This is a genomic window from Dapis purpurea BLCC-M126 (assembly GCF_050015975.1).
GTDB lineage: Bacteria > Cyanobacteriota > Cyanobacteriia > Cyanobacteriales > Microcoleaceae > Trichodesmium.
Genome location: NZ_JBNHER010000210.1, coordinates 14163 through 31685, shown reverse-complemented (window position 1 = coordinate 31685; position 17523 = coordinate 14163). Strand labels below are relative to the sequence as shown.

9 protein-coding genes and 1 pseudogene are annotated in these 17523 nt (G+C 34.6%); 4 read left to right on the top strand and 6 right to left on the bottom strand.

All coding sequences use genetic code 11. From position 1 onward, the window contains the following. The first annotated feature begins 225 nt into the window (after nt 1–225). Both hemB and ACP6PL_RS18530 read left to right on the top strand, forming a co-directional pair. A pseudogene (gene hemB / locus ACP6PL_RS18535) lies at nt 226–1065 on the top strand (porphobilinogen synthase). A 1138-nt stretch (nt 1066–2203) separates the two neighbouring features. After that, nucleotides 2204–2617 carry an AbrB family transcriptional regulator gene (locus ACP6PL_RS18530; protein ID WP_426546749.1) on the top strand — a complete coding sequence of 138 codons (414 nt, stop codon included), beginning with the start codon at nt 2204–2206 and terminating at the stop codon, nt 2615–2617. 1060 nt (nt 2618–3677) lie between these two features. Here ACP6PL_RS18530 and ACP6PL_RS18525 read toward each other — a convergent pair. From ACP6PL_RS18525 to holA, 3 genes are all read right to left on the bottom strand, one after another. Next, the gene (locus ACP6PL_RS18525) at nt 3678–4739 is read right to left on the bottom strand and encodes a mevalonate kinase family protein (protein ID WP_426546748.1); all 1062 of its coding nucleotides are present in this window, start codon (nt 4737–4739) and stop codon (nt 3678–3680) included. Between the two features lie 14 nt (nt 4740–4753). After that, the gene (locus ACP6PL_RS18520) at nt 4754–5710 is read right to left on the bottom strand and encodes a hypothetical protein (protein ID WP_426546747.1); all 957 of its coding nucleotides are present in this window, start codon (nt 5708–5710) and stop codon (nt 4754–4756) included. Between the two features lie 1340 nt (nt 5711–7050). Continuing rightward, nucleotides 7051–8040, bottom strand: a complete 990-nt coding sequence (holA, locus tag ACP6PL_RS18515; RefSeq protein ID WP_426546746.1) for a DNA polymerase III subunit delta — start codon at nt 8038–8040, stop codon at nt 7051–7053. 32 nt (nt 8041–8072) lie between these two features. On the opposite strand from holA, the gene ACP6PL_RS18510 reads away from it, so the two are divergent. Together ACP6PL_RS18510 and cbiE are read left to right on the top strand one after the other, a co-directional pair. Further along, nucleotides 8073–8855 (top strand): DUF1868 domain-containing protein, encoded by a 783-nt coding sequence (locus ACP6PL_RS18510; protein WP_426546745.1) that lies wholly within the window; start codon nt 8073–8075, stop codon nt 8853–8855. A gap of 678 nt (nt 8856–9533) precedes the next feature. After that, nucleotides 9534–10796 (top strand): precorrin-6y C5,15-methyltransferase (decarboxylating) subunit CbiE, encoded by a 1263-nt coding sequence (gene cbiE, locus ACP6PL_RS18505; protein ID WP_426546744.1) that lies wholly within the window; start codon nt 9534–9536, stop codon nt 10794–10796. An 899-nt stretch (nt 10797–11695) separates the two neighbouring features. On the opposite strand, the gene rpmA is transcribed toward cbiE, so the two are convergent. From rpmA to ACP6PL_RS18490, 3 genes are all read right to left on the bottom strand, one after another. Beyond that, on the bottom strand, nt 11696–11983 hold the full coding sequence (rpmA, locus tag ACP6PL_RS18500) for a 50S ribosomal protein L27 (protein WP_293107849.1): 288 nt from the start codon (nt 11981–11983) through the stop codon (nt 11696–11698). Nucleotides 11984–12110: 127 nt separating this feature from the next. After that, entirely contained in the window at nt 12111–12593 is a 483-nt protein-coding gene (gene rplU / locus ACP6PL_RS18495) for a 50S ribosomal protein L21 (RefSeq protein ID WP_426546743.1), read from the bottom strand. 479 nt (nt 12594–13072) lie between these two features. Next, complete coding sequence (locus tag ACP6PL_RS18490) at nt 13073–17476, bottom strand: response regulator (protein ID WP_426546742.1); 4404 nt, start codon at nt 17474–17476, stop codon at nt 13073–13075. Between the last annotated feature and the right edge of the window lie 47 nt (nt 17477–17523).

Here is a 17523-nt window from a genome sequence, read left to right as displayed (position 1 = left end):
AATTGATAATGAATAATTGATAATTACCTCTCCCTAAAAGGAAGAGGATTGACGCAGTAGGGAAAATTTTTTCTTCTCTTGGTCGATTGGAGATGGCGTTTCGGCGCTTGAGCCGACATGAAAAGCGGAGCGGCTCTGCAAGAGCGGGAAACCTCGCCATCTCTCGACCGCTTGTTTCTCCTTTAAAAGAGAGGCTTTATACCTTAATTATTCGGTAAATCTCTAATCTATCCTCTGTCTGCTGTACCAGAAGAAACTGTAGCTAATGAAGTCAAGTCAATGCCAGGAGTCTATCAGTTGTCAGTAGACAAAATTGTTGAGGAAGCTAAGGAAGTCTATGATTTGGGAATTCCTGCAATTATTTTGTTTGGTATTGTCCAAAAAACTACAACTGCTGTTAAAGAAGCATTACCAGATTTATTAGTTATTGTAGATACTTGTCTGTCTGAGTATACCGCTCATGGTCACTGTGGTTATTTAAAAGTCGGAGACTTAACAGATCGTGTGTTAAACGATCCTACCTTGGAATTGCTGAAGAAAACAGCTGTTTCTCAAGTTCAAGCAGGTGCTGATGTAATTGCCCCATCTGGTATGATGGATGGCTTTGTGCAAGCAATTAGGTCAGGTTTAGACCAGCCAGGGTTTGAAAATATTCCAATTTTATCCTATGCTGCTAAGTATGCTTCCTCATATTATGGACTTTTTCGAGATTCTGCTGACTCTGCTCCTCAGTTTAGCGATCGCAGAACCTATCAAATAGACCCAGCAAACGTCACAGAAGCTCTAAAATAAATTCAGCTAGATATTGTTGAAGATGCCGATATGCTGATGATAAAGCCTGCTTTAGCCTACATGGATATTATTTGGCGAGTGAAGGAAGCTACAAATTTGCCAGTAGCAGCTTACAATGTATCGGGAGAATATTCGATGATTAAAGCTGCTGCATTAAATGGCTGGATTGATGAGCAAAAGGTAGTTATGAAAACTATGACAAGTTTTAAACGTGCTGGTACAGATCTTATTCTAACTTACCACGTCAAAGACATTACTAGATGGCTCCAATAGTTGAGTTTGGTTGTTGTGATTAGCAAGCTTAGATTAATGCTCAATTATTTCAAATATCCAAAACTACCATTAAACCTAGTGCAGGATGACGGAAATAAGTGACCAGTGACAACGTACTCAAAGCCTTATCAATCAAAACTTCAGAATTCATAATTCTGAATTATGACTTCCGCGTAGCGGTACTAGGGTATTATTTGGAATCTCTTTTAGATAACTATATTAATTAATTCGTGAGAGAGACTCGCGAATTTTTTCTTTCCTAAAAAAAAGCGCTTTTCACATAAATAGACTACAGTGAGTAGGCACAATCCAAAATTATCTTCCACTGTTCTACTCCCCACTCCCTATTCCAACTGTAAATGAATTTGATAGAACTATTCTAATAATTAGCTCCGATAATATGTACTGGCCAAAATACTTATTTTGTTTTGAGAACTCCCTTTCTGTCTTACTAAAGTTGCGAGGCCGGAAAAATCAGACAGATAGGAAGGAGTGAATCAAGACAGTCAGTAGCAGAATCCAGCAATTTGCTTGAGTAATATCATGATTAACCAATCATTACTGCGGAAAACTGTTATTAATAATGCAATTTAAGCAAAAACTTTAAATTACTATTCAGGCTTATGTCCTAGTTCTTGGGAAAAAATTAGGGATGCCTATAATAGTAGATTAAAACTCGAAAAACCTAGTGGGTCATTTTAATTATCAGTTAATATTACTTCCTACTGAAGTAGGAGGGTTGAAATACTGAATTTTATTTTTTTATTCCCTTAAAAGGGGAAGCTTGAGACCTGATTATCTGGTAAATTAAAATAATTTACCAGATAATTTACCCTATACCTGTAACATTTTTCTTTCCTCCACCCGCCTCAAAAAAATTTACATAAGAACAATCCTTATAAAGTAAGAACTATTCTAAATTATGAAATAATTTCAGCTTAACTAGAGGGGTAAGTTGTACATTAGGGAAATCAAGATTATCTAGTTAAATATTCATGGCCTTATACCATATAATCCTTGAGTAAAATTTTTTTTGCACAATTGATAAATTTCAGTATATATTATTAATAAGTCTAACTATTTTCACTAAAATTGATTTAGTATAGTATTAATAGAGTAAGGACAATTATTAAGAACTATGGTTGAAAATGCGAAAGTTCCACTAACGGGAAAGAATTTGCTTCAAAAGGTAAAAGAACTTTCTCACTTACCACGAAGGGAAACTGCTAAACAGTGTGGATATTTCACAAAAACAAAAAGTGATGACACTCGTGTTAATCTCACAGATTTTTATGATGCACTTTTAGCAGCAAAAGGAGTTCCTTTAGATGCTAATGGTACGAAAGATGGTCGCGGTAGAGAACCAACTTATCGAGTTAGTGTTCATAGAAATGGCCAGATCGTCATAGGAGCTACTTATACTGAAACTATGGGTTTAAAACCAGGAGATGAATTTGAAATCAAGCTAGGATACAAACATATTCATTTGAAACAAGTAGATGATGAAAAAGCTAGTGATACTAATGGTAATGGAGCGCAAATAGAAGAGTAAGTGGAATGGAGAGTCAGGGAAATTTAATTGATTGAGATTTAGAGGCTAATTTTACCTTAAAAATCATTACCTACTTAATTTATCAATCTTGTCAAAATTTCCAGATTCTCCCCATTTGTTTCTGGCTTTGAGATAAAAATTAACAGAAAAAATATAAATTTTTATTTATCTTCTAACTCATACATATAAGTATTCATATCAATTCTGGCGCAAAAATACAGGTATTTTTTTACCTATTTTCAACTTGCTATTGAATTCATAATAAAATTAGTTGGAATTATTTTCGTCTGCATTGAGTAATTTATCTATGCAGGAGTTTAAAATTTGTTTATTGTAGCAACTTTCTCTCAAATTATCAATAGCATTTGGCTAATTTTTTCCTGGTGCTGAATGTTCCTGGGAGATTGGACTATCAATAATTATATTATTGATAGTGAGTTGTGGAAGATACCAATTCCTAAGAGATTGTCTGTACAATCAATCAAAAAAAAGGGAATAGCCAACAGCTCATCTGCGATACAGAAGGGAAACAAGAAAAAACAACTATTTACACCATCAAAAGAAGGCTTAAATTTTAACTGAATTGGGGTTTAGGTATTTAGCACGAAAGTATTGCCTTGAGATTACTATGCCTGACGATATGCTTCGCAAAAACTGTCTTTTGTTAACATAAAACTGGTGCTTTTCGGTGCGGAATGCTGCGTAAATATTTCGGTGACAGCCAAAAACGTAATGATAGAAATACCTTATTTGGCATAATTCCTATAAATGTAATACCAATTTTATAAATGTTTGCTACAAATGGTAGAAATAAGGAAGAAGGAAGAAGCAAGAAGCAAGAAGGGATAAACATTCAAAAAAAAAGGGAAAACGATAGATATAACTATCTAAAATGAATTGGAGCAGCGATTTTTCAGCACATCCGATCAAGAGCTACCTTTTCGTAGCATTCTTTTTTCAAAGTGGTATAACTACTAGAGGTATGGATACTAATACCGTACTAATAATTTTGCTATAAGCGACAGGATGTTAACACTTAGCAGTGTTCCAGATTTAATCTTTAGTTAGACAAACAACCTTGAACTACTAATTTCAAACATTGCATTCTAGGAAAATCATCCTTAATTATTTTAATTAACTGCTCTTGACTAGCTGCATCTTTAGCAATAAATTGAGCTGTTCCATCTCCTTGAGACCCTACTCCTTTACCACCCCAAATATATTCCTGGAGAGGTCGATAATTTAGTAATGAGTGTAGCACTGGAGATTTTAATTGTGCAGGACAAGCTGGTATAATATATCTATCAAATTCGATTTGTGCTTTGACCATCAAGTTACCTATTTTTTCTGCATCCCCTTGTTGCAAAGCTAATGCTGCTTGTTGAGTAATGTCAGCATTAATAACTCCAAAATAATGTTGTACATTCTTGTTTATTTCATTAAGTTCTTCTCTATAACATTTATTTAATCTAGTCAATATTTCTTGAGTATCTTTGCTAGCACCCAAGTCAACAATCACAAAAAATAAATCTTTTTTTGGTAGATTAAGTTCGATAATATCCGTTTTTTCTCCATCAAATATCATCATAATTGGTTGCTTGCCATAAGCACAAGCTTGGTCCATCCTGCCACAACGAGAAGGGGTAGTAACTTCTCCCTGATAAGCCAACTCCATTTCCTCTCGAGTATTTAGTTTTAAATCATACAATAGGTTAAAAGCTCTAGCCACCAATACACAAATAGCCGCACTTGATGATAGACCTTTTTTAATTGGTAAATCTGTGAAATAATTATTGATTTCTAAACCACCTACTGGATAATTCTTGATAACTTGATATCCAACTCCAGCTATATAACTAAAAACCCCTCCCTTACTAGCTTCTTCTAATAATTTTTTTTTGTCCATAAGCAACTGAAATGACTGCATCAGACTGTTATGATTCAAAGTTGTCCTGACAATTAAATCAGTGGGATGGGGTTTTACATCTGCATAAATTCCTTGATTAATTCCTACTACAATCGTATAACCTTTCTCTATTTGGGGGGTCATAAGACGATACCCTGCTGCCCAGTCACTATGTTCTCCAAATAAACAAAGGCGACCTGGTACAAAAAGTTTCATATTTTTGCTGATTCCTAATTAGGAGCTTTATCTGCCCTTTGCTTTGCGATATCTAGATTATTTTGATATTCAAGGACTTTTGTTTGTGCCGTTTGATAATTTGGGTTAGACTCTGGAACTTTTTTCATTAGATCGACAGCTTTTTCCCAGTCACTAGCTACTGCATTCCATTCAGATTTTGTCGTAGCAGTCTTAGCTTTTTGGGCTGCACTTTGGGCACTCTTAACAGCAAAATACCAAGGGTTTGAGTCGGCAGCTGTGGTTTCTGTTTTTGGAGATCCTGAAGTCTGAGAATCACTAGGAGAAGTTTCTGGTGTAGATGAACTGGTCTTATTACTCTCACTGTTTTCTGACTTTGACTGACTGAAGAGTGGAAACATTCCACTAAAGTGCAATGCAGCAAGTGCAGCTACTGCTACCAAGATAACTCCGAGCAATATTGCCGGAATTAGAGGAATCTTCTTTTTTTGAGACTTAGGTTCTTGTGATAGTTCATCATCATCTTCATCATCATCTTCATATTCTCCTTCCTCGTCGTATTCTCCTTCGTCGTAATCTTCATCTGTTTCTGTTTCGTATACAGTTTCCAATTCTTGATCGAAGTCATCTACAGTTTCTGCAAAATCTTCTGGTTCAGATTCTTCCTCAAGTTCAAATGTATCAGGTGTTGGTGGCGTACCTAAAAAAAATTCTTCTTCCCAGACTGGTGTATCATCTCCAGTCTGAACACCATACACCTTGACAGTGTTGATCGATTCAACTCCCAATTTCACAATTCCAGTTCGGATAAATTCAACAAGAGAGGCTTGTTGATTAGAAATTTGATCCGATTCCAGGGTAACTTCAAGAGAATCATTGTCCTTAGTTACTTGGACATTGATCCCTTTTTTTTGTAGTGAATGATTGATAATTGAGGAGATAACTTTTGGATCTCCTTGTTTAGCAAGTTCCCGCAGATTGTTTGATGTCATGACTAGCGCTCCTTTGGGCTGGAGGGCGAACAGTTAATTTACTTAATTACTATAATCAATTTTGATATTCTTATACCATTTCTGTGTAACAATGCCCTTAGTAATTGCTTATTAAAGCTGATTTTTTGGGCGCAGATAGCTACTGAATATTTAAGTGCAGTTTCAACGCTGATAAATGGATTTAATCAGGTACTTAGCATAAATATTTAATGGCGATAAATCAACCAAACTTAATCCCTTCAATTATATTTTATTAAGTGCCGTTTAATTAAGAAATGGTATTACCGACAAAGGTGAAAATCTTCACCATCTTAGCGGTAGATTGTTGATTTTTCAAAAAATTAGGTTTTAAGCCTCTACCTAATACCGTTCCACGGAAGAAATTCATAGAGTGCTTAATTCTCAGGAAACCTGAGAATTTAAGACGTACTCAAAACAGTCAAAAGTTAAAAGTTATATTTTATCTGAAAACTTTGACTATACAGTAATTTCAGCAAATTATTTTACATTTAAAGTTTGAAACTATTTGTGACATCTTTAAAGTGAATTGGTATAATAAGGGGACTTTAACCCTATATTTAAACAAGGGGAAAGGTATTCAACCGCTTTAATCAGGGTTGCCCAACCGCCAAGGATGTACAGGATTATAAAAACCTGCTACTGGATTTTATATTAGCAGAAATTATCAATTTTTTACAAGATGGAATGATTAAAATTTGATTCTTATCTGTCTATACCTGTGGTTAAAAAAATGATTATACTACAAGTTTTAATAAAATATCAAATACTTGCCTAAGTATAACAAAAAAAAATATTAAATACTTGAGCTGATTCTAGAATTATCTAGAATTATACTAATGTTAATTTTATTAATCTTGAAGAATAGTGATTTGAAATAGAGTAAATACTCCATCGTCAACTATTAAGTTATTAAGTCACTATCAGAGCTAAGGAGGAATTAATTTTCCAGGAGAATTAAAAGTTATTAATGAAATTTGTCATCAGCTAATATTAGTAGTTATTACTTTCAAAAACTGTTGGCATAGCATAACTTAGGAAATGTTGCACAATAATATGTGAATGTTTACGATGTCGGATTGAATATCGAGGATTAGTAATCAGGTTAGAATTAATTTAAACGATTAATATTAATTCTGAAATATTTTTAAGTCCTTTTCCAGTCTATGATTTTTTATTTTTTACCTTACACATACATCTGCATAAATTTAATTTTGGTCAGAGAATACCTCAGGAACAAATATTATAATTTACTCTGATAAATGTGGGTATAATTATCCATCAATTATCAATTCTAGCGCCTTATAGTTTAATAAACTTTTCTAGAGATGTCTTTGGTGAGAAAAGAGCTGACAAAGTTCTATGACTTTGGTTTGTAGGGTCGATATTTCCTCCTTTCCTTGTTTAAGACTTACTTCCAACTCTAGTAATAAAGGTAAAGTTTTCTGTAAGTGATTTAATGATAAAGACTTTACCTCTTGCCGTAAAAAATATACCCGTTTAGGGTTACCTATTTCTGCAGCTTGAGCGATCGCTTTTTCATCTTTTTCTCCTGTCTCTATCATTAGTTTTACCCAAAACCATGTTCTAAATTGGCCGACTAAAGTAGCTACTATTCGTAATGGATGTTCATTATGGGCAATTAAATCTGCTACTAACTCCAAAGCTTTAACCGTATCTCCCGAACGAATAGCTGTGGCCAACTTTAGACTACTTTGAGTCTGAGACCCCACCAGAGTAGCTATTACTTCTAAATCTAAAACAGTATTTTGAAAATCATAAAGTTGCAATTTAGTCAACTCACTATGCAGTTTTCGGCGATCGTTACCTAAAGCTTCTGCTAAAAAAGTAACTCCAGGAGAAGTAAGTTTAACTCCTACTTCCTTAGCCATTTCTTTGACTTGCTGCTCGAGTAATTCTGTTTTCCAAGGAGGAATAGGAGAGAAATCTCTAACTTCAGCCCATTTTTGGATCAATTTTGTAGACTTAAGTCTTTTATCAGGTTTATTGGAGGCTGTCAATAGTAGCACAGTTGTTTCAGGAATTTGAGGTAGAGTCCGTTCTAAATCCTCCAACAAATTTTGTGAGCAATGCTGAGTTATATTAGTATCGACAAGCCAGACAAAACGACTACCAGAACCAAACGGTGGAGTCATGGCCTGATTTAATCCAGTTTGAACTGCATCTGTTGCTGGCGAAATTTTGTCATAATTAAAGCTAGCCCAGATAGGATCGAGGAAAGATTCACGCAAAGCATTAACAGCTTGCATCATTGAATATTCATCCTCGCCAAAGTAGAGGTAAATTGGCATAAGAAGCTATTTTTTGACAAGGGGCAATTAGATTGGACGATACATATCAGAACTACATTAACCGAGTAGCTCAGATGACGCTACTACAAAGTTACAAGTCTCAGTTGGAATATATCCAACCTTCTCCAAAATTTACTAAGCTGGATGGCCAGTTTCAGGCTACACCTTTTCCTGGTTATTCGGTAATTACTCCACCTGGGGAAGAAGACTCACAAAATAGTAATTTTTATCAGTATTTACAACAATGTCAGCAACAATTAATTGAACTATTCGGTCCGAGTTTAATGATTCCTGTACCTAGCGATAGTTTTCATTTAACCTTAGCTGATTTAATCTGGGAAAGTGCTTTTATAAATGCTAGTCAAAATAATTCTCAATTTGAAGAAAAATTACGTTCCTGCATTGCAGAAAGTTTTCAGGAGTTATCTATTTCCAGAAATGGCCATAAAATTCAATGGCAAATTTTTGGAATTATAGTTATGACTAGAGCGGTTGGTGTTTGTTTAGTACCAAAAGATGAAAGTTCTTATGAGCAAGTTCTCAAGTTACGGCGGTCAATTTATCAAAATCCTAATTTCATTGCTTTAGGTATTGAACAGCAATATCATTTGACTGCTCATGTTACTTTGGGATACTTTGGGGAAATTCCATCAGATTTAGATATTGCTGGTTTGGCAGATAGCATTTCAGAATTAAATCATCAATGGTTGGAAAATACTCCAGAAATTTTGGTACATCGTGGAGAACTACGAAAGTTTGATGATATGGTGCGGTACTATCAAGAATCTGATTGGCCTATAGTAGATTTACAATGAAATCAGGCCAGAAATAATGTTTGACTTATTAGTTACATAGAAGAATTGGTGAATATAATTTTACCCGCCGAATAATTCTATTTTCGGTGGGTTATTCACTCAAATGCTGTTTTAGTTGTAATAAAAAAGTAAATCTAGATGCCAAGGTAAAGGGCTATAGCACTTTCTTGAAATCTAGACAATCAATATATACAACCCCCATTGGTTAGGAAAGTATGATTGAGAGAACTTACCCATTCCAATGTTTAATCAAATGTGGAGATTGATTTTCCCTTCAAAACTATTCAGTTAAGATTCCCTCAGTAGCTCTGAGTCTATTGGAAAAGTGGAGTAGATTTAACTTCTATTATCGGAATTAAAATCCTCTAATTTGAGTCCTCGTAAAACAAGTTTTAATACACTTGACAAATTGTCCAATTTAGACATTTTGTAGATAATAAGCGGGATAATTATCTATCCAATTGATATTAAATAAAAGAATTTAACACCCGCTGTGTTTGTATAGAACAGGAAACAAAGATTTGTAGCAAATATTTATCCATGAGATATAATTAGCCTTTAGCAAACAAAACTATATATAGCAGTTAGGGCATTTTCAAATTCTCAAACTTAGTCACTGGTTTGAACTTTAGTTTTGAATTTTGAATGCCTAACTTTTGACTTTAGCTAAAAATTATCGTGACTATAAATGTTATTGGCATAGGTTTAGATGGAGTTAGTGGACTAAATGAGTTAGTACGGAAAATAGTTGAAAGAGCAACTTTGTTGGTAGGAAGCGATCGCCATCTCCGTTATTTTCCCAATCATAGTGCTGAAACTATTGTATTGGGAGATGTACTTGAGGCAATTGTACAAATACGGCAGCATTTAGATACTTCTAATATTTGTGTAGTAGTTTTAGCTTCTGGAGATCCCCTATTTTTTGGTTTAGGGAGGTTATTAGTAGCACATTTTCCAGCAGAAAAATTAAGGTTTTACCCCCATCTGAGTTCTGTACAATTAGCTTTTAGTCGTATTAAAATTCCTTGGCAAGATGCAAAAATAATTAGTGTTCATGGTCGCTCTATGGATGAGTTAATTCAAGCATTACAGCAGGGAGTTGATAAAATTGCTGTGTTAACAGATCCTACTAATACACCAAAAGCGATCGCTAATTTGCTAGTAGCTTTAAATTTACCAACTACATATCAATTGTGGGTGTGTGAAAATGTTGGTAGTGAGGATGAACGAGTGCAAAAATGGTCTATAGATGCACTACGACAGGAAATCTTCGCACCATTAAATTTAGTGGTATTATTACGTCAATCTAGAATCTCTAATCAACCTGTAGATTTAGCTAATTTGCCTCTGTTGGGAATACCAGATAATTATTTTTTAAGTTATGATGACCGCCCAGGGTTAATGACAAAACGGGAAGTGCGGGTGTTAATTTTAGCTGAATTGAGTTTACAACCAGGACAAATAATATGGGATATTGGCGCTGGAACAGGTTCTGTTTCACTTGAAATTGCTCGGTTTTGCAGTAATTCTACAGTATATGCAATTGAAAAAACCTCGGCAGGAACAGGTTTAATTGAAGAAAATTGCCGTCGCTTTCAGGTGAAAAATGTAGTATCTATTCACGGTAATGCTCCCGAAATTTTACATCACCTCCGCCCTCCTCATAGAATTTTTATTGGGGGTAATAGTGGTAAACTCAGAAATATTCTGGGAGTTTGTGGGATTAGAATGCTAACTGGAGGAGTAATAGTTTTAGCATTCACAACTTTGGAAAATTTGCATACTGCTGTAAGTTGGATAGAGGAAAGAAGAAGGAGCGATCGCTCTTGGAGTTATCGTCTTTTGCAGGTCCAGTTATCTCGTTCTATACCTGTAGCTAATTTAACTCGGTTTAATCCTCTTAATCCTGTCACAATTATGGTTATTAGTAGACATTTCTAGAAAAGAGGGACTAGGGATTAAGAAGAAATAATTAATTATTTTTGTAGAATAATTGATTTTATATCCGTAGTGCTATATAATTTTAGTCTCTAGTGCCAACTTTCAAAAAAAAAAGAAAACCCAGCCAAAACTGGCTGAGTTTGATCAATCAGGGTGTATCAATAATTAAATTTTCACATAAATTGTGACAAATTCCGGAAAAGTTGCTAATTTTCCCTAAAAAAACTTCTACAAAATCTCTTTCCTGGTACTTGTTGTCTTCCGGAGCTGTTGTCTAGTCTTGCAAACAAAAAGAGTTGTATCTTTTCTCTTTCATGCCTATGTCTATATGTAATATCAAATCCTGTAGCATTGGTATAATTAGTTAAGACTTAGGACTCAGGAGTTAGGAGGGAAGAGAAGGGGTAAAAATTTGCCAATTTAAGTTTCTCGGACATTTTTTATACCTAATTCCACAGATTTTATATCCCACATTCCACAGGTCAAGTTGTAGTGTTAAAAGTAGTATATTGGAGTCATTAGGAGGCTGGTAAGTATTTATACATAGATCCTATTCATTGACCTTTCTGTTGAGTCAAATACTAACCATAAATACTAGATGGAGCTGGATAATTAGCTAGAATCATTCCCTACTGACTATTGACTACTTGCCCTTAATACTACATTTTGAAGTGTGGAATGTAAGTTGTATAATATTTTTTAATAAAATTAGTATAAAAAAAAATTATTACTTTTAGTATTACAAAAAAGTATTGTAGTCCAATTTTATCAAAAGATATCTCCAAAAAATAATGTAGAAACCTTCTATAGAAGGTTTCTACAAAAGTTTCAGAAATTACAATTGCCAAACGACTACTTCAGTCTAGTGCAGCAAAACATTTCTTATAAGTTAAAATGATTTAAGCTTCAGCTACCGCAACATTAGCTTCTTGAGCTACAGGATAAACGCTAACTTTTTTCCGACTTTTACCTTTTCTTTCAAAAGTTACGACACCTTCAACTAAAGCAAATAAAGTATAGTCACTACCGACACCAACATTATTGCCTGCATGGAATTTGCTACCACGTTGCCTGACAAGAATATTACCTGCTTTGACAACTTGACCACCATAGCGTTTAACACCTAATCTCTGGGCGTTAGAGTCACGACCGTTGCGGGTACTACCAGTACCTTTTTTATGGGCCATAATTTCCTCCAAATTTTACTATTTATAATGACTGCTTTAACTATTCTGCCTGATTTTCTGGTTTTTCTTCAGTTGTAGTTTCACTAACAGTCTCAGTTGATACTGGGGCTACTTCTGTGGAAGAAGTTTAAGCTTCTTCAGATGTAGTTTCAACTTCTGCTGTAGTTTCTGTTTCTACAGGACTACTAACTTCTGTAGGTTCAGTTGTAGTTTCAGTTGATACTGGGGTTAATTCTGTAGCGGAAGTTTGAAGTTCTGCTGCTGAAGATTTTTCTTCCGATGCTAATACTTTGCCATTGATACTTATAGAATCAATCATTAGGCGAGTCAGTTCTTGGCGATGTCCTCTTTTTTTACGAGTCTTCTTTTTGGGTCGCATTTTGTAAACAATAATCTTTTTGCCCCGCAAATGTCTCATAACGGTGCCTTCTACAAGGGCACCTTCTACAAGAGGTTGACCAATATGAACATCACCATCATGTTGAACTAGAAGCACATTGTCAAGGGAAATTTGTTCTCCCTGTTCTGCGGGTAGAAGGTCTATATCATAAAAGCGACCTGGTTCTACTCTTAGTTGTTTTCCGCCTGTTTCAATAATTGCGTAACTCATTAATCTGTGTTATGGGGTTGCCGTACAGGTAGCTGGTTGTGAAACTCATACCTTGAATGGTAATTTCGTTACTTGAGATAGGCAAATGCCTTTCTTGCTTTACCAGCTTTTAATATGCCTGAACCTGGTCCGAGCAGGATTTAGACACACAATCATCCATTATCTCTGATAATGTTAGTTTTTGTCAAGTAACACTCCTGAAAAGCAATAGGGAGTAAGGGAAAATGGAAGTATTTTTCTACCTTTTTTTCTATTGACTCCTAATATCATGTCCGGTTGAATAGTTATAAATAAATGAGGGAGGAGTCAGGAGTCAGGAGGGAAGAAAGCAGAAAGAAAGTATAAAAATCAGAAAGTTTTTTTGATCACTAATTATCCGGACATGATATAACTTCTATGGCAAAAGCACAGATCCATAGCATTTATAGTAAATTAGGTTCTATAAACCTGAAACTTTTAACTTTTGACTTTTAACTTGACTAGGCATTAACAACATCTCCAACAGTTTTACCTTCAAGTATACTAACCGCCCCCTCTAACAACTTATCTTCTATATATGGTTTAGTGAAATAACCCTTGGCACCTAACTCAAAAGCCATTTCCATGTGTTTTTTTGCACCGCGAGATGTCAACATTGCTACAGGTAATACACTCAAATTAGAATCTTTTTGCATCCGAGATAATAACTCAAAACCATCCATCCGAGGCATTTCAATATCACAGAACACCAAATCACAAGGTAAACCAGCACGCAGTTTTTCCCAAGCATCCTTACCATCTCTTGCTTGTTCAACTCGATAACCAGCTTTACTAAATGTCATTGATAATAACTCACGCACTGTAATTGAGTCATCCACAATTAATACTGTAGACTCACTCTTGTGATCTGTAGGTAAAGATAAATTATCTTGACTCTCAGAAGACCAAATATTACCTTCATCTCGGCGTTGTCTTCCTGTTGCTAAGTTAATTAACTCAATAACATCTGCGATCGCCACAATTTTACCATCCCCTAAAACAGTTGCACCTGCAATACCTACAGGTTTAGGTACAGGACCTTCTAATTGTTTAATTACAATTTCCTGTTGTTCTAAAACCTGATCTACTTGCACCGCTAAAAATATACCTACTGAAGCCGAACGCAAAACCACAATTGAAATCATATCCTCTTCAGCATTTATACCATAAACATTACCTCGGCGGAGATGACGATTATAAACCAGTAACTCTCGCAAGTGACGGAAAGGCAACTTTGCACCACGCCATTCTATGTAGTTTTGCCCATCTTGTCCTGTTTTTACATCATTCTGACCAACTTTTACCATATCTTCTACACCATCCATAGGGAAAGCAATCCTAGAGCGATCGCTAATACAACACAATGCTTTAGAGATACTTAAAGTTAGTGGTAAGCGAATGGTAAATATTGTACCTTTGCCAATAGTCGAATCAATAGTAATAGTACCTCGAATCTCAGTCAAATTAGTCTTCACCACATCTAACCCTACTCCGCGACCTGAAAAATTATCCGCTTGATCTTTGGTACTAAAACCAGGATGAAATAGTAAATCATAAACATCTAGGTCAGACATTCCTTGAGCTTGTTTCTGATTAATCACACCTTTTTTGACCGCTTTATTCTTCACTTTTTCGGGATCAATTCCCGCCCCATCATCTGCAACCGAAATTACCGTTTGATTCCCTTGGTGAAAAGCTCGAATTATGATTTTCCCCTTTGAAGACTTACCTGCACTTAGACGTTCTTGGGGTGTTTCAACTCCATGAGTTATAGCATTATTCATTAGATGTTTCATCGGATCGGAAAGCTTATCTTGAATCATTTTGTCAATCAAAGTTTCTTTCCCTTCTACCTGTAATTCTACCTCTTTACCACACTCCATAGAAATATCTCGTACAGCACGAGGTAACAGTTGTACCGTTTGAGAAAAAGGTATCATCCTCGACCTTGTGAATCCTTCTTGTAGTTGAGTTGTCACTTGTCGTAGTTGACGAGTTACTTGTTCTGCATCATCAACTAAAAATTCTATATCAGAGGCAGATTCTCGTACTCTAACAATATATTCAATAGTTTCCTGAGCCAATAAGTGGAAAGGAGTAAAGTTTTCTACTCGATCGAGATCGAGAGAGTCATCAAACTTTCTTTTTCCAGTATCACTTTCATTTTCTGTATCTGGTATATGAGAATTCTTGTTAGACCGATGTCCATGACGACTATCCCAAATTGCTCTTTCTAGAAGAGTTTTTTCATATAAGTCGTGCATTCTTTGTCCAGCATCACTAAGTAGCATTACCTGATGGAGTAGGTTGTCTAGGAACTGACGCATTCGTTCCTGACCTTGTTCTAAACTATTACGATTAACTACCAGTTCACCTACCAAGTTACTGAGATTATCTAGTTGCTTTGCAGGTACTTTAATTGTTTGTTCTAGAGGGCGAGATTTTCGGCGAGAAGCGTTAGTAGTAGAAGCTATTTTTGATTTCTTTGATTTAGAGGTATCTATATCAGAATTTTCTACGGATTTTTCTTCCTCAGTCAATATATCTTCTGATCCTTGTAACTTCTTCGTTCTATTTGCTGATAGTTCCTGTGTAGAACTTTTGTCTGCAACTATTGTATTTACTTTAGATATAGAGTTGATTTCTGTACCATTTAATAGTTTTTCTAGTTGTACAAAAACATTGTAATTTTCAGATTCTTCACCTTTGAGTATTGCTTCTAAGGCAACAAATTCATAATTTTCTATTTTTGTCTGATTATTAGCTATTAATTGTTTACTTTCTTCTGTCTCTACAGGAGTTTTTTCACTTACTACACCTAGCAACTTATCTAAATCTACTGTTTCATCTGTATCTTGATTAAATTCATTGTTATCTTTTGGCTCTTCTAATGTAGGCCATAGGTCTTCTATATTTGCTGAAGTTTCCTGATTTTCTTGAGTCTTTTGATTAGTTTCAACTGTATTTTCTGCTGATAGATTAGTAAAGCCTAGACTTTCAGCATCTAATAAGCTACTCAAATCATTATTATCATTTTGTGTCAAATCTTGCCAGTCTAACTGCTCTACATTTATTAAATCTTGTGAGTCTGAAGAGTTTTCATCCTGTTGTTCAAATAGTTCCTCCAGACTAGATGTCAAGTCTTCTGATTCTACTGGTATTTCTTCTAAATCTTCAAACAGTGCTTCTAAGTCCGATCCTCTAGAAGTTAAATCATTTGCAGTGTTTGTATTGAGCTGCGATTTTTCTGCTTTTGTCTCACTTTTTATCTCTTGCTCTACATCTTGAATTGCTAATAAATCACTCAAATCTAATTCATCTAACTGGGATCTTTCCTCTTTATTCTGAGGAATAGAGTTGATTTTGCCAACAGAAGTATTTGCTTCTAAACCCATTTGTAACTGCAAGTCAATTTCTGATTCGTTGACATCCTCTAATAAGTCTTCATTATTTAAGTCACTAAAGAGGTCTGCTAAATCCGGTGTGGATTTTCTTTGATTACTGTTATCTTGTTTTAAATTAGTATTTTGTATTTTAGACTTACTATTTTTATCTAGTTTATTTTCTCCGGTTTCATCAAACAAATCTGAGAATTCCTGATCTGCTATAGTCACAAAATCCCATTCATTTTTGTTCGCAAATTTTGGTAGCTTTGCGGCCTCATTAACATCAAACAATAAGTCAGACAAGTCACCAGAATCATCACTATCAATTTTAAATATTTTTTGTTTATCTGCTTCTAATTTTCCTCTATCTAGTATTTCTTCTTCTTCCCAACTAGAATCTAGATCTGGTGTTTCCCCTTCAAATAAATCCGCTAAACTATTTAGTTCTGAGGCTCCTACTTCTGGACCTTTTTTTTCTTGCTCTACTATTAAGTTATAATTACCATTATCTACATCTGTACTTTCTAAGCTATTGAACCAGTCATCTATAGACTCTTCATTATTAATTTTTGTGTTGTTTTGTATGTCTAGTTCCTGGTTGATATTATTCTGATTTAGTTGACTTTTAGTTTGATTGAACATATCTATTCCACCTTTTTTTATATAATGTTTATTGTCTTTTTCGACATCCTTTGCTAAGGATTTTAAATTTTCATCTATGACTATTTCTTGCTCTCGATCATCGATAATTAATTCTTGAGCTTGTTTCAAATTTTTAATTATATTATGAGCCAAGATATAGTATGTATTTTCTGTATTACAGACCGCTTTTTTAACGACATCGATTAATTCCCTCCAATTTGATGATACATTATATTCTTTGCTTTTGTCTGCTAAAAAATCACTTATGTCTCTCAAATTATTTCTTGTATTTGTATCATCATGTTGCTTAAACAAAATTAACATTTCTTGCATTTTTTCTGGGACTTCTACCCGAAAAAAATTGTCTTTTCCACTACTTACTTCTAGAATTTTTCCTGCAAATATTCCTCGACTTTCTCCTACAATATCATCCAATTGTGCTTCTAAATCCCTAAATATTGGTTCTATTGTTTCTAGTATATTTTTTTCTTCTTTTTCTGTTAAACTGAAATCTGAAAGTTGTTCTAATAAATCTTGCAAAGTGTCAAAAATCTTCAAGAATAAAGATTCTAATCGATCATCTACTTTGACAACTAAAGTTTCTTGCAGAATTTTAAAACTATCTTCTAATCTATGAGCAATGTATCGTATACTATTAATCCCTAACATAGCAGCTCCACCTTTAACAGAATGAGCTGCTCTAAATAATTCATTTAACAGTTCTGGATCTTCTATAGTGACTTGCAAATTTAATAATCCTTGCTCTATAGTATTGAGGTGGTCTTTTGCCTCCTCAATAAAATAGCTCATAATTTTTTGTGTTTGTTCAGTTTGCATATTTTTTATAGTTCTCAAGTCAACAGAATTTTTTTACTATTGATTAT

What these genes read in the sequence shown, in the direction of transcription:
- ACP6PL_RS18490 (WP_426546742.1), bottom strand. Translation starts at nt 17,476, where the DNA reads ATGCAAACTGAACAAACACAAAAAATTATGAGCTATTTTATTGAGGAG.
- ACP6PL_RS18530 (WP_426546749.1), top strand. Translation starts at nt 2,204, where the DNA reads ATGGTTGAAAATGCGAAAGTTCCACTAACGGGAAAGAATTTGCTTCAA.
- ACP6PL_RS18520 (WP_426546747.1), bottom strand. Translation starts at nt 5,710, where the DNA reads ATGACATCAAACAATCTGCGGGAACTTGCTAAACAAGGAGATCCAAAA.
- rpmA (WP_293107849.1), bottom strand. Translation starts at nt 11,983, where the DNA reads ATGGCCCATAAAAAAGGTACTGGTAGTACCCGCAACGGTCGTGACTCT.
- rplU (WP_426546743.1), bottom strand. Translation starts at nt 12,593, where the DNA reads ATGAGTTACGCAATTATTGAAACAGGCGGAAAACAACTAAGAGTAGAA.
- holA (WP_426546746.1), bottom strand. Translation starts at nt 8,040, where the DNA reads ATGCCAATTTACCTCTACTTTGGCGAGGATGAATATTCAATGATGCAA.
- ACP6PL_RS18525 (WP_426546748.1), bottom strand. Translation starts at nt 4,739, where the DNA reads ATGAAACTTTTTGTACCAGGTCGCCTTTGTTTATTTGGAGAACATAGT.